Genomic DNA, 19,360 nt, shown 5'->3' on the forward strand with positions numbered 1-19,360 from the left:
ACTCATTACTCATAGGTTAAACTGGGAGATGATCAGTATCACCTCCCAGTTTTTGTATTTCTTCCCATAAAAAGCACAACGGAGAGCAAAAAAAAATGCGGATCTCGTTTGAACGCACAGGCGGCTTTGCTGGGATTAGCAAGAAAACAACCTTTGATACAGCCACTCTCCCGCCAAACGAAGCTCAGGAATTACCTCGACTAGTAGAGGCTGCTGATTTATTTAAGTTACCTGAACGAATTACTTCCCCTAACCCCCAGAGCGATCGCTTTCAATATAAATTGACAGTGGAAGACAATGGTAGGCAGCACACAGTAATGGTCAGTGAGGCAGCATTACCCGGAACCTTAAGACCACTGATTGAATGGCTAAATAAAAATAGGAGCTAGGAGGCAGAGGGGCAGAGGTCTACGGCAGGAACCCTCAACGCGGGACGGGGGGGGCAGAGGGGCAGAGGGGCAGGGGAGCAGGGGGAGAGAATAATTATGACCAATGACAAATGACTCTTGACTCAGCACTCAGCATTCTTCACTCCTCACTCCTCACTCCTCACTCCTCACAAAGGTTCCCAAGCAGTTCCTTTGTAACCATATTGAAAAATTTCAGGATGCAAAATCTCTGCCAAAATTTCTAGGGAATCTACTATTCGCGGCCCTGGACGGTTAAAGTAGGCATTGCCATCCGTAATATAAACCCTACCAGATTGAGCAGCGTGCAGTTTTTCCCAATCCGAACGCTGAGTTAACAAATTGGCTTCTTGACGAGTGCGATTTAAATCAAAACCGCAAGGCATAAAAACAATCACATCTGGATTGCTTGCTAACAGAGTTTCCCATGGCAAAGTCGGGGAAGGCTGTCCTGTAACGCAAAATAGGGACTGGCCTCCTGCTAAATTGACTAATTCGGGAATCCAATTCGCAGCCACCATTAAAGGGTCAGTCCACTCGATGCAGGCGACTTTGGGAAGTTCATTTAAACCAAGACCTTGGATTTTTTGCTCGCAAATTTTGACACGAGCTTCTAAATTTTCTAGAACTTTAACCGAGTCTACCTCGAAGGCGTTACCTACTCGCTCAATATCAGCCCAAATATCTTCAAGAATATTGGGTTGTAATGAGATAATTTGGGGTTTACTGTGGACAAGTGTAGCGACTGCTTTTTCAACATCGTGTAAACTGACAGCACAGACATCACATTGGTCTTGAGTAACAATGTGTGTAGGCTGCAATTGCTCTAAAACATCTGTTTTGATTTGATAGATGCTGAGAGCAGATTGCAATAAATCATTTACGTCATTGTGAATTTCGCTGCTAGAGGCATTACTATCTAAGCGTGCTTGAGTACAAATGGGGCGATTTTGGATTTCTGGAGGGTAGTCACATTCGTGCGATCGCCCCACAATATTATCAACTAATCCCAGTGCCGCTAAAATCTCTGTTCCACCGGGAATCAGGGAGACGATTCTCACACCGCTATCTGTCATTCCTACACCTCCGTAACAGCTTCTATCAAGTTAATTGTCGCAAAATTCAGGTAGTTAAGCATCTTTCTCCAGGAGAGTCCAAGAGATTCAGGTGTCAGCATTAAGCAACAAATTAACTGCCAAGTAAATCAAATCTCTATTCTTCAAAACTCAAGAGACTTGACCAAATCCTCCTCCCCCAGGGGTTTCTATTACAAAAACATCCCCAGATTCCATCTCCACTGTTGCTGTGCTGTCTAAATTCTCTTGGGTTCCATTCTGACGTTGTATCCAGTTGCGTCCCACAAGTCCAGCATCTCCACCATTTAAGCCGAACGGAGGAACAACCCGATGACTAGAGAGAATATTAGCTGTCATCGGTTCTAGAAACCGGATGCGGCGGATAATCCCATTACCGCCGGAATGTTTTCCTTTACCCCCGCTATCGGGACGAAGACCAAAGCTTTCTAGAAGTACAGGATAACGCGATTCTAAAACTTCTGGGTCAGTCAAGCGAGAGTTAGTCATGTGGGAATGGACACCATCAGTCCCATCAAAATCAATCCCTGCGCCAGAGCCACCACAAATGGTTTCATAATATTGATAACGGTCATTACCAAAGGTAAAATTATTCATCGTTCCCTGAGAAGCCGCCATCACACCTAAAGCACCATATAAAGCATCGACAATAGTTTGAGAAGTCTCTACATTACCCGCTACTACTGCTGCTGGATAAATTGGGTTTAGCATACAGCCAACCGGAATAATAATTTCTAGAGGGTTAAGACACCCGGCATTGAGAGGGATATTATCATCAACCAAAGTACGAAAGACATATAAGACTGCTGCTTGAGTTACAGCTTTAGGAGCATTAAAGTTACTATTTAGTTGCCCAGATGTTCCAGTAAAATCAATGATAGCCCTGCGATTTTCTTGGTCAATTGTCACTGTAACTTGGATTTTTGCCCCGTTATCCATTTCATATCTAAATGAACCGTTCCTCAGAAGATTGATAGCCCTTCTGACTGACTCTTCAGCATTAGCTTGCACAAATTTCATGTAAGCTTGGACAGTCTCAAGCCTATACTGATAAACCATTTTATGAAGTTCTTGAACTCCCCTCTCATTAGCAGCAATTTGTGCTTTGAAATCTGCGATGTTTTGATCAGGGTTCCGAGCAGGACAAGGATGATTTGAGAGGTGCTGTTTGAGTGCAGTTTCTCGAAAATTTCCCCCTTCAACCAAGAGAAAATTATCAAAAAGAATTCCTTCTTCTTCTACTGTAGTACTGTGGGGAGGCATTGAACCGGGAGTAATTCCGCCGATATCAGCTTGGTGTCCACGAGAAGCAACATAGAAAATAATTTGCTTTTCATCTTCGCCAAAAACCGGAGTAATTGCCGTTACATCAGGAAGATGTGTCCCTCCATTATAAGGATTGTTGGATAGATACACATTTCCCGGTTTTAGAGTATCGCTTTTATCATTAATTAAACTGCGGACACTTTCGCTCATTGAGCCTAAATGTACAGGAATGTGAGGAGCATTAGCAACTAATAATCCAGAAGAGTCAAAAATAGCGCAAGAGAAATCTAGCCTTTCTTTTATATTCACTGATGTTGCCGTATTTTGCAGAACAATCCCCATTTGCTCAGCAATAAATTGATAAAGGTTTTTGAATATTTCTAACCGGACTGGATCTGGTTGAGATGTTGTATACATTCTTAGTTCCTTATGTTTTATTAAGAAGCATATTTAGCAAATCATATAGACTATTACAAATGTTACCTACCATTGTGTGTCTTGCAATAAACTTCGTTTATCATCTCCGCGTATGGTATTCACAACCTAATACCAGTTACAATATTAAAATGTATATCAATGCTGTCACAATATCTGAGGAAAGTAGTTATGACTGCATCAGTACAAGAACTTCTAAGTACTTTTGATAGTCTGACTGAACCAGAAAGACTAGAAATTGTTTTGGAAATTTTGAAACGCGTTACTTACTTAGAGTTGCCGCCATTGTCACATGATGATTTAATCTTGAATGCTGAAGAAATTTTTTTAGAATTAGACAAGCAAGAATCTGCTTATGAATAGGTCAAAACGCGGAGAAGTTTGGCTTGTCGATTTGGGTTATGTAGCAAAAGTTAGACCATGCTTGGTTATCAGCATTCCTGCTATGGAGTAAGATCGTGCATTAGCGACTCTGATTCCTCACACAACTAGTTTACGGGGTTCAAGATTCGAGGTAGAAATCAAAGTAAATTTTCTTCGACCAGGAGCATTTGATGTACAGAACATTATTACAATTCCTCATGCAAAACTGCTACAGAAATTGAGAAGCTTGACACACGAACAACTAGTAGATGTAGAAAAAGTATTACTTTTCTGGTTGGGATGCGAGAAGGCAAGTTGTGAATACAAAGATGACGATAAGTAGAAATAACTTAAAAAATGCTGATGTTGAGTTTTCTAAGGTCAACTCAACATATAGTTCTGTTACTTAAGAACTTGAACTTCCAACCTACCATCTATATCCATTCACTTTTCCCCATTCGATCCAAGCTTGAGCCATTTGCTTGAGTCTACCACGCTGTTCTGGTTTGATAGGGTTTGCTCCCGTAATTGCATTTGAAGCCCAAAACCAATGATCTGGTTCGCGCTCAAGTTCGCGCATAATCAAAGGTACAACAGGTTGTCCCATCCCGATTATTCTTTGATAGCAGAGTGCATTGCTATTTTGGAGGTAACCGAGAGCATTCCTGTCTCACGTCGCCATTGTTGCGCCAATTCTAAGAATGTAGTTTCTATTTGTGCAGTTTCAATGACTGGATAAAGGTAAGGTGACATTTAATTTCTATTGGGGTTTATTACAAAATAACTAACATTGATAATTATCTCGCAAAGCAATTAATCAATCTTTACGCTGTAAAACTAAATGATTGCATTCAGTTAATCTTGCTTCCCAGTTAGGTTCAACCACAATAGTACTAATTTTCTCTACAACGATCGCAGGCCCATTAATACTATCTTTTAGTTGTAAATCTTCGCGCCGATAAACAGGAGTATCATACCACTGGTCAGTAGTAAACATCTTTACTATCTCAACAGAACTAGGAACTTCATCTATTGGACGGATACGATTAATTAAGGGTTCTTCGGGAGTATCCATCTTTTGAATTACTTCTACTGAGACAGATTCAACAATTAATATTTTCTCTACTTGAATGAAACCATAACGAGATTTATGTTCAGTCTCAAATTTTAATTGCATCTCTGCCATATCATCGGCAAAATTAATAGTCAATATCGAGTTAGTTCCCTCATATTTTAAATTTAATTTTCTGACTATTTCTTCATTGTTTGCTTCACTCCATTCACTTCTAGCTGAGATTTCTAAAGATTTCATTAACTGCTGTAATTGAAGAATTAATGCTTGAGTTAAAGGCTTTTCTACGCCTAATTCTCTAATTGCTCTGACATCAGCTAATCCCATGCCGTAAGCAGAAAGAACCCCAGCATAAGGGTGAAGAAATATCTTTTTCATTCCTAAAGTATCGGCAATTAAACAAGCAACTTGTCCGCCTGCTCCGCCAAAACAACAAAGTACATATTGACTGACATCATAACCCCGTTGTAGACTAATTTTTTTAATCGCATTTGCCATATTTTCCACTGCGATCGCAATAAATCCAGCGGCTACTTGTTCAGGGGTACGAGTGTTTCCTGTAACAGCTTCAATGTCTTGAGCTAATTGTGTAAATTTTTCAATAACAATATCTTTATCTAAAAGTAAATCACCATCAATTCCAAAGACAGATGGAAAATATTGCGGGTGGATTTTACCTAACATGACATTAGCATCAGTAACCGCTAACGGCCCACTACGTCGGTAACAAGCAGGCCCAGGATTTGATCCAGCAGATTCCGGCCCGACACGATAACTAGAACCATCAAAAAATAAAATTGAACCACCGCCAGCAGCAATAGTATTAATCGCTAATACAGGAACTCGCATTCTAGCCCCGGCAATTTCCGAATCTAATTGTCGTTCATACTCTCCTTTAAAATGGGCGACATCTGTACTTGTTCCACCCATATCAAAGGTAATTACTAACTCAAAACCTGCTCTTTTACTAGTTTGAACTGCGCCAACAATGCCTCCAGCCGGCCCACTTAAAATACTATCTTTTCCTTGAAATTGCTCCGCTACAACTAAACCCCCATCAGACTTCATGAACATTAATTTAACTTTAGGTATCTGACTAGATACTTTGTTGACATAGCGACGCAAAATAGGAGTTAAATAAGCATCTACGACTGTTGTATCTCCTCGACTAACCAACTTCATTAAAGGACTAACTTGATGGGATACAGAAATTTGTGTAAAGCCAATTTCTTTAGCGATTTTGTTAACTTCTTGCTCGTGATTGGGATAGCGATCGCTGTGCATAAAAACAATAGCACAACTGCGAATTCCGGTATTATAAACTGCTTGTAAGTTATTGTTGACTTGTTCAACATTTACAGGAGTTAATTCATTTCCGTGGGTATCATAGCGTTCATCAACCTCAATTACCTGCTCATACAACATCGTTGGTAAAACGATATGACGAGCAAAGATATTAGGACGATTTTGATAGCCAATTCGCAGGGCATCTTTAAAGCCTTTAGTAATGAGAAGTACCAGGCGATCGCCTTTCCTTTCTAACAGTGCATTTGTTGCTACTGTTGTTCCCATTTTTACTACTTCTATAGCTTCACCAGGAATAGGTTCATTACCTGATAAACCCATGATATCCCGAATACCTTGAATAGCTGCATCTTGATATTTTTCAGGATTTTCTGACAGTAATTTATAGACAATAATCCATTGCCCTTTAGGCAAAGGAACAATTAAAAAACGTTCAGGATGTCTTGAAAGTCCTTCTATAATTGTCTGATTATCAGTAACGGCAACAATATCTGTGAATGTACCACCGCGATCGGCAAAAACTTTTAACATTGCTCTATTTCCTTAATGCTTTAAAGGTAGAGTAACAGTGGCATGAGGATATTTCTACTTCAGAGGATGTTTGAAAAGTCCTTTTGTCGGTATCAAAAGTTCTAGATCCCTCTAAATCCCCCTTAAATAGGGGGACTTTGATTCCGGTTCCCCCCTTTTTAAGGGGGGTTAGGGGGGAGCAACAAGTGCCTAAAATCACAGGTAACTACTTTTCAAACAACCTCTTAGGAGTAGTAAGATGGAAGCTCACAAAATAGAAGCTGTTTTAACTGAAGATGAACTTTGATGCTACGGGGCTTACCTTTTCATGCGGGGGATGCTGTGGAGGTGATTATTCTATCAGCTAAAACTCCACAACTTCAAGAAGTAGCGCCTAGCCAACCAAAAACAAATCTTTATCCAATGCGCGGTAAAGTAATGCGTTACGATGATCCAACAGAAGCCGTTGCCCAAACATTAGTGGAATTACCTTAACCTCTCACGGATGTTGTTGATGTGTTGACGCAAGACTGAATTGATGAGGGTTTTGTATTCGACATCTTGGGCTTGAAACCAAGCCATCACATCTGAATCGAGTTGAATTAGGTTCCGTGCTTGAGTGGCTGGCACTCTCAAGGTGGCCTTCTCAAAAAATTCATCTGTTAACGGCGGGATATTAGAATAGTCAATATCCTCATCTGACATCGCTTCCAGAGCTTCCCAATTAGTACGTGAGATATTGTTCAAATCGTTTTCGTTCATATCTATTTGCCCTTCGTGCTGAGATAATTCGGATAACATAACCTTGCCGTAATAAAACATACAAATTTAAATTGTCCACTTCCATTTTTGCTCCTGTGCATTCCATTGAACAGCTATTATTTCTACTAGAGAACTGATGCGATCGCCACTCTCTGCAAATTGAATAATTTTAAAATATCATCGTCTTTTTCTCAAAATGATCGTCTAATTCTCAGTTCAAGCTATCCTATGGATGTGGAAATAATTTCTACATATATCACGGCAAGCTATAACGCAAATAAATTAAAAGTTTATAGCAAGTACCAAGCTTTCTAGCTCTAATGCTCAAACTATGAATAATTCAGAGAAATCTAACGTAAATAACGATGTTATACCTGTTCGAGGGTATCTGTTAACTGAGCAAGTAAATCCTAATAGTCTTAATTTAGACCAACTCAGCTCTGTGGAATTGGTAGAGCTATTTAATAGTGAAGACCAAAAGGCCGTTGCAGCAGTCGCAGCGGCGAAAACTCAATTGGCTGAAGCGATTGAGCGCACCGCAGAGCGTTTGCGCCACGGAGGACGCCTGTTTTATGTTGGCGCGGGGACAAGTGGAAGATTAGGTGTGTTAGATGCTGCTGAGTGTCCACCTACTTTTTGTACACCCCCTGAGTTAGTACAAGGGATTATTGCCGGTGGTGCTGGGGCGCTGGTACGTAGTTCCGAGGATTTAGAAGATCGTGCTCAAGATGGTGAGGCTGCGATCGCTCAACGACACATTACCCAGTTAGATGTAGTAGTCGGTATTACCGCTGGTGGGACAACGCCATTTGTTCACGGTGCGCTCAACGCCGCTCGTCAGCGGGGAGCCACTACTATTTTTATCGCTTGTGTTCCTGCTGAGCAAGTAAGGTTTGACGCTGATGTTGACATTCGCCTGTTGACAGGCCCAGAAGTAATAGCTGGTTCAACTCGTCTGAAAGCTGGCACAGTTACTAAGCTAGCTTTAAATATCCTATCCACCGGAGTGATGGTTAAGCTAGGCAAAGTTTACGGCAATCGGATGGTGGATGTAGCCGTCACAAATCAAAAATTACGCGATCGCGCTTTGCAAATTTTGCAAGACCTCACAGGTTTAAGTCGTGAAGCTGCTGGTTTTTTATTAGAACGTAGTGGTAAGTGGGTCAAGCTAGCTCTATTGATGCACTGGACTGGTTTGGAAAAAGACGATGGCGATCGGCTTTTGTCAGAACATCAAGGTAATCTCCGCGTAGCTGTTGCGAGCCACAAAAACAACAAACTACCTTAAAAATTTATGTAAAGGAAGGAGAAGACCGCGCTGTACTGAGGCAGTGCGATCGCACTACAATTTAAGAAACTCAATGACGGCAACTGACATGGTATCGATTCCGATCACCCTGGAACAACTCATCACGGCTGTGCAACAGTTGCAACCAGAGGAGCGGGTACAGGTTGCTAGAGCCTTGATTAAAGTGGGTTTACGTTCAGATTTAACGGCTTTAATTCAAGAACTTTATGCCCAACCCCCCGTTGATGACATTACAGACGATGACATCATGGCTGAAATTAAGGCTGTGCGTCATTCAATTTTAGATTTTGCGGAAAGTTGCTTGCGTGGGCGGCTCTGCCGACTTGAGCAGACTTTCCAAGACGGATTTTAGAGGATGTTTTAAAAGGATCTTTGTCTGTCATGTTGTAGCAAGATCCCGTAGGGTATGCAGCGTAGCGGAATGAAACATCTCAATATGTGGTCAAAAACCTAGATTCTTCTTTACGCTTTGCTCCACTCAGAATGACATTTTTATACCATCTTGGACTTTACAAACATCCTCTTAGATTTTGGATTGCTCTAATACCAATTTAAAAAAAGAATGTGACAGATAGACCATGTAGAGACGTTGCAATGCAACGTCTCTACCAAAAAATTTGTTGCAATCATTAATTGAATCGGTATAAGGATTATCGCCTATTGTTCCTTAAAATTACGAATTATCTTGTCCGCAACAATTGCACGAACGTATTACTTACCGTATTGTCTTTAGTGTCAGCAGCATATTGAATCAATTTCTCCCGCAGTTCTTTGGCTGCATCTAAAGGAAGCAAAGTTGCTAGCAAGAAATAAACACCACGAAAACGCGGATCGCCCATTCTATCAACTAATAGTCCTTCCGCTGCATCGGTTTCGCCGAGAAAGTTTTGCACCAAAAAGAAATCCATGATTTTATCGTGGCGGAAGTACCATTCTTTCTTGGCTTCGCCTTTTTCATCTTGCCACTGACGACTAACTACCATCTTGTATTTTTCGTCTTCCAAAGACATGGCAACTTGGTAAAATTCATCGGCGGGTAAGGCTTGTTTGTCTTCGAGTCGCATTTCGTAGACGGCGGCTGAGAATTTCTTTAAGGGAAATTCTTGATTCCATTCTTTGAGGTATTCTGCCGCCATTAAATTGTATTGCTGTTCTTGCAGGCGAAATAAGTTAGGGTGTTTGCCTTGTGATAACATCAGCGCTACCACTGTTAGATCCATTGGATTGGAAAGAATTCGGCGGATAGCATCTAACTCTTCTTTGGCTTGTTGTTGTTGGAAGACTTCTGTTAAATAATCGGTGCAGGCTTTGGCGTAATCAGCACCTTGAATTTTGGCATCTTGGGGGAGTCGCGGCTGACGGGAAATCAAAAACTCTTGAATTTGTTGTTGCTCAAGGGGCTGCAATTTATATATCTTGGCTGTTGAAGGTGGTGTCCACTCTAGGGGCTGGGTAGTCATAATAATGTTGCCCCGGAAATAGCTTTCGACAAACTGGCAGATTTTAGCCCGTGTTTCGGCGGTGACTTCGTTGAGTCCGTCGATGCAGATATCTATCGCACCACTGTAAATCAGGTTTTTTAGGAAGTCGGCATCTTGGGCTTGGCCGTGTAGCTTGTCTTGGATGGCTTCAATTACGCCTTTATGACATTTTTGGGCGGGGAGATAAACGACAATGCGCTCTTGATTTTTCAACAGATGGCGGAGAAACATCGACTTGCCTAAGCCGGAATCTCCTTCTAAGATAATTTGTCCTTGAATACTGGGTAAGGCTGCGGTAATTGGCTGGATGTCTCCTGAAGTGGGAACTTTGACTTTAGATTCTGGGAAGTATGATTGGTCAGAAAAATTATCTAACCCGGCATCGGCTAATAGGGAAGGTTTGAAGGGTTCAAATAATTTGCGGCGGAAGGGGGGAAACCAGGTGAGGAGAAAGCCGACATAGCCGACGCCGAGAATCCGACGTACCCAAGGGTTCCAGAAGAAGATGGCTTGGACTTGGGGAAATTTGGGATAGGCGAAGATGAGGGCAAGCCAAAAGGCAGCATGAATGAGGATGGTGATTCTGGCTTTGAAGAACCACTGCCAATATTCCAGATGATTAATTACTGACTGCACCGCATTCGCATCGGTGGGGTAGACTTTTTTAAGGTTGCTGTAATGGCTTTGCAGTAAATTAATATCTTGCCATTTCCAAGAGACATTTTTGTTAGCGGCGACTTCGGAAATTTGCTTGGCTAAGTCGTTGCGTAAGCGTTCTAGTCCTTGGCTATTATTCCAAGTTTGCAGAAATAGGTTGAGGGTTTTGATGCCTTCATCGTGTGAGAGTTTGTCAGGAGGTACTTGAGGAGAGCCGAGCCATTTCAATAAAGTTTTCACTTCCTCAGTGCCACCGCCCAGGAAATAGGTTAAAAAACGCAAATTTAAGTATTCTGAATTACCAGGCTCATAAACATTATTCAGAATTACAACAACCTCCTTTAACTCCAGTTTTTTAATATTCGCTAATGCCTCTGCCGCACTGCCACGAACATATGAGTTAAGCTTTTCATCTTTGAGGATTTTGAGGATTTCAGGGATGTATTGAGCCGCCGCCTGCCCAAAGTTGCTCAATGCTTCTGCCGCACTGCGACGAACTCCTGAGTCAACCTTTTCATTTTTGAGGATGTTGGCGATTTCAGGGATGTATTGAGCCGCCGCCTGCCCGAACTTGCTCAATGCCACTGCCGCACTGCCACGAACATCTGAGTCAACCTTTTCATCCTTGAAGATGTTGGCGATGTCAGGGATGTATTGAGCCGCCGCCTGCCCGAACTTGCTCAATGCCACTGCCGCACTGCCACGAACTCCTGAGTCAACCTTTTCATTTTTGAGGAATTTGACGATTTCAGGGATGTATTGAGCCGCTGCCTGCCCGAAGTTACTCAATGCCAATGCCGCATTGCCACGAGCTCCTGAGTCAACCTTTTCATCCTTGAGGAATTTGAGGATTTCAGGGATGTATTGAGCCGCCGCCTGCCCGAAGTTGCTCAATGCCACTGCCGCACCATTACGAGCATTTGAGCCAACCTTTTCATCTTTGAGGATGTTGGCGATGTCAGGGATGTATTGTGCCGCCGCCTGCCCGAACTTGCTCAATGCCACTGCCGCACTGCCACGAACATATGAGTTAACCTTTTCATCCTTGAAGATGTTGGCGATGTCAGGGATGTATTGAGCCGCCACCTGCCCGAAGTTGCTCAATACCACTGCCGCACTGCCACGAACATATGAGTCAACCTTTTCATCCTTGAAGATGTTGGCGATGTCAGGGATGTATTGTGCCACCGCCTGCTCGAAGTTGCTCAATACCTCTGCCGCACTGCCACGAACATATGAGTCAACCTTTTCATCCTTGAAGATGTTGGCGATGTCAGGGATGTATTGTGCCACCGCCTGCTCGAAGTTGCTCAATGCCTCTGCTGCACTGCCACGAACACCTGAGGCAACCTTTTCATCCTTGAGGAATTTGAGGATTTCAGGAATGTATTGTGCCGTTGCCTGCCCGAACTTGCTCAATGCCACTGCCGCACTGCCACGAACATCTGAGTCAACCTTTTCATCCTTGAGGATTTTGGCAACTTTCTGTGCTATATCCTCCGGTTTCTTAACCACGGTTTTCAAGTCTTTTAGCTCATATGCAGCTAATTTGTCAAAAGCATATTTCTTCACTTGGTCGTAGCTGTCGTCTAGGGCTGCTACTATACCGTTAATCTGCCAATCTTGGGGTTTGGGTTTGGGGGTTTCTTTAGCGTTAACCCAAGGCAGACAAAGGAGGAAAGAAAGGATGAAAGCTAAAGCATAAAAGATAAGGGGGGAAGGCTTGCTGCGGTGGTGGAGAGTTGTTACCATGTTTGGAGCAAGGTGGCAGATTAGACGCGATTATGAGTATAATAACAACCTTGCAATTCCTAATTCCTGATTGAAAGCCTTTAATATCCGTGGGCGAGTATTAAAGGTTCATCGACGAAGCTCTGAGGTTCATAGACGAAGTTCTGAGGTTCATCGGCGATGCTTTGAGGTTCATCGGCGATGCTTTGAGGTTTATCGATGATGCTTTGAGGTTCAGCGATGATGCTTTGAGGTTTATCGATGATGCTTTGAGGTTCATCGGCGAAGCTTTGAGGTTCATCGGCGAAGCTTTGAGGTTCATCGATGATGCTTTGAGGTTCATTGACCAAAATGATACATCTCGTTTTGCAAATCGGGAGACTCTCAATATGATTCGGTTAAGGTGCATAGTCATTGGAGATCCCCCTAAATCCCCCTTAAGAAGGGGGACTTTAAGAAGTTTTCCCTGTTTTTTGAGATCCCCCTAAATACCCCTTAAGAAGGGAGACTTTAATTCCGGTTCCCCCCTTTTTTAAGGGGTGCTAGGGGGGATCAAACGCTGTATCTGCTCACACACACTATCAAAGTGATTTAAAACTTGACTATTTGTAAACCTAATAATCTTTAAACCATAGCCTTCCAAAATATTTGTTCTCTCTAGATCGTAATCTTGAGCTTCATCTGTAAAATGGCTATCCCCATCAACTTCAATCACTGTTTTTAAAGTAGGACAGTAGAAATCAACTATGAAATGATTAATCGGTCGTTGTCTTAAAACCCGAAATTGAAAATTTCTCAAATATTCATACCACAGCTTTTTTTCTGCTGGGGTCATATTTTTACGAAGTTCTTTCGCTCTTTCTACAAGCTTTGGATTGTAAGGTAAATGGTGATTGCTGCTATTGAGTTTGTTTGTCATATTTTCTAGTGTTTATACCCCCTACCCAATACTGCTCGGTTAAGGTGCATAGTCATTCGAGATCCCCCCTAACCCCCCTTAAAAAGGGGGGAACCGGAGTCAAAGTCAGCTTTTTTAAGGCAATAGGGTTCAGTTAACGTTTTGATCCCCCCTAACCCCCCTTAAAAAGGGGGGAACCGGAGTCAAAGTCAGCTTTTTTAAGGCAATAGGGGTTCAGTTAACGTTTTGATCCCCCCTAACCCCCCTTAAAAAGGGGGGAACCGGAGTCAAAGTCAGCTTTTTTAAGGCAATGGGGTTCAGTTAACGTTTTGATCCCCCCTAACCCCCCTTTTTTAAGCTACGGTGTACACACATCTCTCTACCAAACCAAAATCGTGTAGATCCTCCTAAATCCTCCTTAAAAAGGAGGACTTTGAGAAGTTTTTGCCCCCCTTTTTAAGGGGGGTTGGGGGGATCAAAAGCTTGTGAGGCCACTCTCAAAGACTTGTGTGTACACCGTAGCCTTTTTTAAGGGGGGAACTAGAATCAAAGTCCCCCTTCTTAAGGGGGATTTAGGGGGATCTCAAAGTATTTGCTACATCACTAAAGGCTTTTAAAAAATCCTTTAAGAATCGACAGCAGCTTTAGCAGGTTTACTTTTAATAGCTTTAAACCTCTCGCCTAACTGTTCAGCAATAGTTTTTAACCCTGGAGTTTTCTTAGCAGCTGTCTTGACGTAATCATAAACTGTCAAACTGCTGCCCATAGCTTCGCTACCGACTGCCATTAAGGTATCATCTACTTGTTCTGTCAGTTGTCGCAGTCCAATCAACAGTTCGGTGAGGTTAGCGGCTAGTTGATAATCCCGCACAAACTCATCTAAATCAAAACTGGCTGGTAAAATGTCTCGGTTAGATTGGGCAGCAATCAGGCTAGTGTTGACAAAAGCTAGTCTTTTATCGCCCATCTTAAATAAGTTACGTCGTTCTTCTGCACTCAGGGTTACGAGAAAAGGCAACTTTGCTTGGATAGTCGCAAAGGCTGCTTTGATTTCTTGGATATCTGCTGGAGAAAGGGAGGCGGTGATATTTTGGTAAGCCATTGGATATTTACTCTGGTAAATCTGTTTGTTATGATTCCCACTGGTAAAGGCGATCACACAAGTGACAGAACATGTAGAGACGTTGCAATGCAAGATCTCTACTCTGATTAATGACAAAATTCTGTGACAATGATTAACAGTCAGCCGGAATACTGAAGCTAAGCTACTCATGAGCCAGAGTTCTAAAAACAGCCTTCTCCTACGCAAATCTGTTCAATCATCTTTCCATTGGCTTTATGCTTTTTGGAAGTTTTCCCGCCCGCACACGATTATTGGTACGAGTCTGAGTGTATTGGGTTTATATTTAATTGCCATTGCTGTATCCTCGACTGGGTTTTCTGGGATTCCAGTAAGTCGGGTTTTGGGCGCGTGGATTGCTTGTTTGTGTGGCAATGTTTACATTGTGGGGCTGAATCAATTAGAAGATGTTGAAATTGACAAGATTAATAAGCCTCATTTACCACTAGCATCTGGGGAGTTTTCGCGCCAGACTGGGCAATTAATTGTTGCTTTTGCTGGTATTTTGGCGTTAGTTGTGGCGTGGCTGACTGGGCCTTTTTTGTTGGGGATGGTGGCTATTAGTTTGGCAATTGGTACTGCTTATTCTTTGCCACCAATTCGCTTAAAACAGTTTCCTTTTTGGGCAGCATTATGTATTTTTTCTGTGCGCGGAACGATTGTTAATTTAGGGTTGTATTTGCACTATAGTTGGGTGTTGAAACAAGGTCAATCAATTCCACTTGTGGTGTGGGTGCTGACGGTTTTTATTTTGGTGTTTACGTTTGCGATCGCTATCTTTAAAGATATACCAGATATGGAAGGCGATCGCCTCTACAATATCTCTACTTTTACTATTCAACTCGGTTCCCAAGCTGTGTTTAATCTCGCTCTTTGGGTGATAACTTTCTGTTATTTAGGGATGATTTTAGTTGGTGTACTAAATGTACCTGCGGTTAATCCAATATTCCTGGTAATTACTCATTTAGTACTGCTGGTTTTGATGTGGTTACGGAGTATGGGGGTAGACTTGCAAGATAAAGGTGCGATCGCGCAATTCTATCAATTCATTTGGAAACTCTTTTTTATGGAATATCTGATTTTTCCTATTGCCTGTCTTTTGGCTTAAGACAATGCTAGAAAACTTTTCAACCAGTTCTCTTATCGCTGCGATAGTCGTTATATTGAGTCTGACAATTCTGGGATATTTCGCTTGGAAAACCTTAATTATTTCTGACTTTTTTCAAAAAGGAGTCAATCTTTATCAAGCAGAAGATTACCAAGGTGCAGAAGCAGCCTTTCGCAAGGTTATTTCGCTAAACTCTAGCAATGATGTGGTACGTTTGCTTTTGGGAGATGTTTTAAATCAGCAAGGCCAAGTACAAGAAGCAACGGAATTATTCCGGGAAGTGATTCGCCGTAGTCCTAAAAATGCTGATGCCTATTTGCGTCTAGCGAATGTTTTAATGCAGCAAGAACAGAAAGAAGAAGCTAAAATTAATCTGCTACAAGCTAAAGATTTATTGCAAAAACAGCGTCAACCTGAAAAAGCTGAGAGAATTAGTAATCTGTTAGATAGAATCAGTGCTAAGTCAAGTGAATTGTAGAGTGTGTCCCACTAAACTCGTCACTGATTAACATTCTAGTTAAGCAATCTACCTTCTAGAAATCGGATTTTATGGAAGCCCGATTTCTAGGAATAAAGAATTAGCAGTTAATAAAGGCGTCAAGTTCGTAATGAGCGATTTATCGCTCAAAACAAGGATTATTAGGACTAAAGTCCTTACCCTTTGGGTTTGTTAGTCGCTCATGGGGGAAACCCCCTTCGCGTAGCGTCTCGTAGAGAAGACCGCGCTAACTCACTACAAGTTTTAATTTATTTATGCCTAGCTACTTAAAAAAATCAGTGTGATATTCTTAGTATCTAGTTACGAAATCGCGTTTGGAGAAATTGAAGATTATATGAAAGCAAGCTTAGAAAAACTAAGCATGTAAACCAAATGTAGGTGTTTTAGTAAAAATGCTAAAAACAAAAAATCTGCTGGCTGCGGCTATTATCGGCTTATGTTTGATAGAGGCGAATACTGCCTTTGGTAGAGATGTTAGCGTTGGGTTATCAAAAGTCCAAGACTTGTCTCAGGCGATCGCCTCTGAAAACAAAAACGCAATTGCTAATTTCGAGCAAGGAATCAATCTCTACAAACAAGGAGATTTAAAAGGAGCAGAGGCGGCTTTTAGGAAAGCAATTGAACTAGAACCCAACTTTTCAGAAGCTTATACTGCTTTGGGCAATACTCTCGACGATCAAGGCAAGCCACAAGAAGCGATCGCACATTACAAAAAAGCCATTAACCTCAATCCCAAAGCCCCTGGAGCGTATTTTAATTTGGGTTTAACTTTGGCAAGGCTAAATCAATTAGAACCAGCGATCGCTGCCTATAAAAAAACCTTGAGTCTTGATCCCAAATATGCAAAAGCTCACTATAACTTGGGTAACGCTTTGTATGAGCAAGGGAAGTTAACAGAAGCGATTGCCGAATATACAGAAGTTTTACGCCTCGAACCCACTTACGCACCAACTTACACACGTTTAGGAAACGCTTTTTACGCTCAAGGCAAACTAACAGAAGCGATCGCTCAGTACAAAAAATCCATTAGCCTCGATCCCAAATATGCAAACGCTCACTACAACTTAGGGAACGCTTTGTATGCACAAGGTAAGCAAACAGAAGCAATGGCCGAATATACAGAAGCCATTCGCCTCGAACCAAAAAATCCAATCGGTTATAACGCTTTGGGAAACGCTTTTTACGCTCAAGGCAAACTAGACGAAGCGATCGCCCAGTATCAAAAAGCCATTAGCTTCGATGCCAACTATGTAGACGCTCACTATAATTTAGCCAGCGTTTTCTATGCACAAGGCAAGCTGACAGAGACAGTTGCCCAGTATACAGAAGTGATTCGCCTCAAGCCAAAACATGCAGAAGCTTATACAGGCTTAGGAAATGCTATCGATGATCAAGGCAAGCCACAAGAAGCGATCGCACATTACAAAAAAGCCATTAGCCTTGAACCAGACTTTGCACTCGCTTACTATAATTTGGGAATTACTCTAGGAAGAGAACAACAGGTAGATGAAGCGATCGTCAACCTTAAAAAAGCTAGGCAGTTATTCCAAGCTCAGGGAAACAAGGAGATGGTTGAGCAAGTTGATGAACTGTTCCCAAAGATTAATAATCAAACAAATTAAATGGGGACTGGGGAATACAAGCGGAATAAATACTGACCCTTGTACAGACGCGATTAATCGCGTCTCTACTCTTGACTCTTGTACAGACGCGATTAATCGCGTCTCTACTCTTGACTCCTAACAAATTTCAACCATGATTCAAGAAAAGGGCAAAGTTTACCTTGTTGGTGCTGGGCTTGGAGATGTAGCGTACCTGACAGTAAAAGCTAATCAACTCTTAGCTATTGCTCAGGTATTGGTCTACGATGCCCTAGTAGATACCCAATTATTACAGTGCGTATCACCTGATTGTCTGAAGTTGGATGTTGGCAAACGCGGTGGTAAACCCAGCACATCGCAAGCTGAAATTAACAAGTTACTAGTAAAGTACTGTCAGCAAGGAAAACAAGTTGTACGGCTCAAGTCAGGTGATCCGTTTATTTTTGGGCGCTGTACTTCCGAAATAGAGGCGTTGAAGGCATCTGGTTGTGATTTTGAAGTAGTACCAGGAATTTCTTCGGCCCTTGCAGCTCCGTTGCTAGCAGGAATTCCCCTGACAGATCCGGTTTTAAGTCGCTGTTTTGCAGTGTTTACAGCCCATGAACCAGATGCTTTAGACTGGGAGGCGCTGTCACGCTTAGATACATTGGTAATTTTGATGGGAGGGCAACATCTGCCGGAGATTATAAATCAATTGGTAGAGTATGGGCGATCGCCTCACACACCCATTGCTATCATCCGTTGGGCAGGAACTCCCAATCAACAAATTTGGACAGCCCAACTCAATAATATTCTGGAACAAACTACGGGATTATCACTCTCCCCAGTAGTAATTGTGATTGGCGAAGTTGTCGGGCTACGCAAGTACTTACAACCTGAGAAGATATGTTTAGACGAAAGTACTCCTGCACTTCTAGCTATGTCAACTAATCTCCCTCTTGCTGGCAAAACCATTCTGGTAACACGTTCAGTCGGACAATCAAGTCAATTTAGCGATCGCCTCACCGCATCAGGCGCAAAAGTAATTGAAATGCCTGCTTTAGAAATTGGCCCGCCTTCTAGTTGGGAAGCGTTGGATCATGCGATCGCTCATTTATCTGATTTCAACTGGCTAATTCTCACTTCAACTAATGGCATAGACTACTTTTTTGAAAGGCTAACTACACAGGGTAAAGATGCTCGTGCTTTGACTGGTGTCAAAATTGCCGTTGTTGGTGAGAAAACAGCCCAACGACTCAAACAACGCTGTATCCAACCAGATTTTATTCCCCCCAACTTTGTCGCCGATTCTTTAGTAGAAAACTTCCCAGAGCAACTGTCTGGTAAAAAGGTTTTATTTCCTAGAGTTGAAAGTGGTGGGAGAGAAATTTTAGTTAAGGAATTAACTGCTAAGGGCGCAGAGGTGATAGAAATTGCCGCATATCAATCACGCTGTCCTAGTAGTATGCCACCTGCGGCAGAGTTAGCAATCCAAAATCATGCGCTCGATGTAATTACTTTTGCCAGTTCCAAAACTGTACAATTTTTCTGTCAACTAACAGCCAGTAAATTCTCACAAAACTCTGATGGCAATCAATCATCTGTAGTGGCATATTTAAACAGAGTTTGTATTGCTTCTATCGGCCCCCAAACCTCTGAAACTTGCCATACTTTATTAGGTCGCGTGGATGTAGAAGCTGAAGAATATACTTTAGATGGGTTAACTCAAGCACTGATAAAATGGGCAACTAAATAAAAATTGT

At 42.1% G+C, this 19,360-nt stretch carries 18 protein-coding genes and 1 pseudogene; 9 read left to right on the forward strand and 10 right to left on the reverse strand.

Translation table 11 applies throughout. The annotated features are described in order from the left end of the window. The first annotated feature begins 95 nt into the window (after window positions 1-95). Entirely contained in the window at window positions 96-389 is a 294-nt protein-coding gene (locus FNW02_RS04935) for a protealysin inhibitor emfourin (RefSeq protein WP_191756451.1), read from the forward strand. A gap of 167 nt (window positions 390-556) precedes the next feature. On the opposite strand, the gene FNW02_RS04940 is transcribed toward FNW02_RS04935, so the two are convergent. Then, on the reverse strand, window positions 557-1,483 hold the full coding sequence (locus FNW02_RS04940; RefSeq protein ID WP_191756452.1) for a cobalamin-binding protein: 927 nt from the start codon (window positions 1,481-1,483) through the stop codon (window positions 557-559). A gap of 150 nt (window positions 1,484-1,633) precedes the next feature. Then, the gene (locus FNW02_RS04945) at window positions 1,634-3,184 is read right to left on the reverse strand and encodes a hydantoinase B/oxoprolinase family protein (RefSeq protein ID WP_191756453.1); all 1,551 of its coding nucleotides are present in this window, start codon (window positions 3,182-3,184) and stop codon (window positions 1,634-1,636) included. A 189-nt stretch (window positions 3,185-3,373) separates the two neighbouring features. Here FNW02_RS04945 and FNW02_RS04950 point away from each other — a divergent pair, with 189 nt between their 5' ends. Continuing rightward, window positions 3,374-3,565, forward strand: a complete 192-nt coding sequence (locus tag FNW02_RS04950; RefSeq protein ID WP_191756454.1) for a hypothetical protein — start codon at window positions 3,374-3,376, stop codon at window positions 3,563-3,565. Window positions 3,566-3,992: 427 nt separating this feature from the next. Here the strand turns inward: FNW02_RS04950 and FNW02_RS38370 are convergent, their stop codons facing one another. The 3 genes from FNW02_RS38370 to FNW02_RS04960 form a co-directional block, all read right to left on the reverse strand. Continuing rightward, window positions 3,993-4,172, reverse strand: coding sequence for a hypothetical protein (locus FNW02_RS38370; RefSeq protein ID WP_225225421.1), 180 nt, complete (start codon window positions 4,170-4,172; stop codon window positions 3,993-3,995). Window positions 4,173-4,177: 5 nt separating this feature from the next. Then, entirely contained in the window at window positions 4,178-4,318 is a 141-nt protein-coding gene (locus tag FNW02_RS38375; protein ID WP_225225422.1) for a hypothetical protein, read from the reverse strand. A gap of 64 nt (window positions 4,319-4,382) precedes the next feature. Next, window positions 4,383-6,473, reverse strand: a complete 2,091-nt coding sequence (locus FNW02_RS04960; protein WP_191756455.1) for a hydantoinase/oxoprolinase family protein — start codon at window positions 6,471-6,473, stop codon at window positions 4,383-4,385. A gap of 238 nt (window positions 6,474-6,711) precedes the next feature. Here FNW02_RS04960 and FNW02_RS04965 point away from each other — a divergent pair. After that, window positions 6,712-6,947 (forward strand): annotated as a pseudogene (locus tag FNW02_RS04965) (hypothetical protein). Here the strand turns inward: FNW02_RS04965 and FNW02_RS04970 are convergent. Further along, window positions 6,939-7,214 carry a BrnA antitoxin family protein gene (locus FNW02_RS04970; RefSeq protein WP_191756456.1) on the reverse strand — a complete coding sequence of 92 codons (276 nt, stop codon included), beginning with the start codon at window positions 7,212-7,214 and terminating at the stop codon, window positions 6,939-6,941. The pseudogene FNW02_RS04965 and the gene FNW02_RS04970 sit on opposite strands and share 9 nt — an antisense overlap. Before the next feature lie 331 nt (window positions 7,215-7,545). On the opposite strand from FNW02_RS04970, the gene murQ reads away from it, so the two are divergent. Beyond that, window positions 7,546-8,502, forward strand: coding sequence for an N-acetylmuramic acid 6-phosphate etherase (gene murQ / locus FNW02_RS04975; protein ID WP_191756457.1), 957 nt, complete (start codon window positions 7,546-7,548; stop codon window positions 8,500-8,502). A 73-nt stretch (window positions 8,503-8,575) separates the two neighbouring features. Further along, complete coding sequence (locus FNW02_RS04980) at window positions 8,576-8,875, forward strand: hypothetical protein (RefSeq protein ID WP_225225423.1); 300 nt, start codon at window positions 8,576-8,578, stop codon at window positions 8,873-8,875. A 328-nt stretch (window positions 8,876-9,203) separates the two neighbouring features. Here the strand turns inward: FNW02_RS04980 and FNW02_RS04985 are convergent, their stop codons facing one another. The 4 genes from FNW02_RS04985 to FNW02_RS05000 form a co-directional block, all read right to left on the reverse strand. Beyond that, window positions 9,204-12,413, reverse strand: coding sequence for a HEAT repeat domain-containing protein (locus tag FNW02_RS04985; protein WP_191756458.1), 3,210 nt, complete (start codon window positions 12,411-12,413; stop codon window positions 9,204-9,206). Window positions 12,414-12,513: 100 nt separating this feature from the next. Continuing rightward, entirely contained in the window at window positions 12,514-12,807 is a 294-nt protein-coding gene (locus FNW02_RS04990; RefSeq protein WP_191756459.1) for a hypothetical protein, read from the reverse strand. 117 nt (window positions 12,808-12,924) lie between these two features. Beyond that, on the reverse strand, window positions 12,925-13,311 hold the full coding sequence (locus tag FNW02_RS04995) for an endonuclease domain-containing protein (protein ID WP_191756460.1): 387 nt from the start codon (window positions 13,309-13,311) through the stop codon (window positions 12,925-12,927). Window positions 13,312-13,915: 604 nt separating this feature from the next. Beyond that, a complete protein-coding gene (locus FNW02_RS05000) occupies window positions 13,916-14,392 on the reverse strand; it encodes a hypothetical protein (RefSeq protein WP_191756461.1) in 477 nt (158 codons plus the stop codon). Between the two features lie 169 nt (window positions 14,393-14,561). Here FNW02_RS05000 and FNW02_RS05005 point away from each other — a divergent pair, with 169 nt between their 5' ends. The 4 genes from FNW02_RS05005 (at window position 14,562) to cobA (ending at window position 19,353) form a co-directional block, all read left to right on the forward strand. Continuing rightward, window positions 14,562-15,518, forward strand: coding sequence for a homogentisate phytyltransferase (locus FNW02_RS05005; RefSeq protein WP_191756462.1), 957 nt, complete (start codon window positions 14,562-14,564; stop codon window positions 15,516-15,518). A gap of 4 nt (window positions 15,519-15,522) precedes the next feature. Next, a complete protein-coding gene (locus FNW02_RS05010) occupies window positions 15,523-15,996 on the forward strand; it encodes a tetratricopeptide repeat protein (RefSeq protein ID WP_191756463.1) in 474 nt (157 codons plus the stop codon). Between the two features lie 413 nt (window positions 15,997-16,409). Beyond that, window positions 16,410-17,639, forward strand: coding sequence for a tetratricopeptide repeat protein (locus FNW02_RS05015; protein WP_191756464.1), 1,230 nt, complete (start codon window positions 16,410-16,412; stop codon window positions 17,637-17,639). 133 nt (window positions 17,640-17,772) lie between these two features. Further along, on the forward strand, window positions 17,773-19,353 hold the full coding sequence (gene cobA / locus FNW02_RS05020; RefSeq protein WP_191756465.1) for a uroporphyrinogen-III C-methyltransferase: 1,581 nt from the start codon (window positions 17,773-17,775) through the stop codon (window positions 19,351-19,353). The last annotated feature ends 7 nt before the right edge of the window (window positions 19,354-19,360 follow it).

It is taken from the genome of Komarekiella delphini-convector SJRDD-AB1 (assembly GCF_014831675.1).
In the GTDB taxonomy this organism is placed as follows: Bacteria; Cyanobacteriota; Cyanobacteriia; order Cyanobacteriales; family Nostocaceae; genus Komarekiella.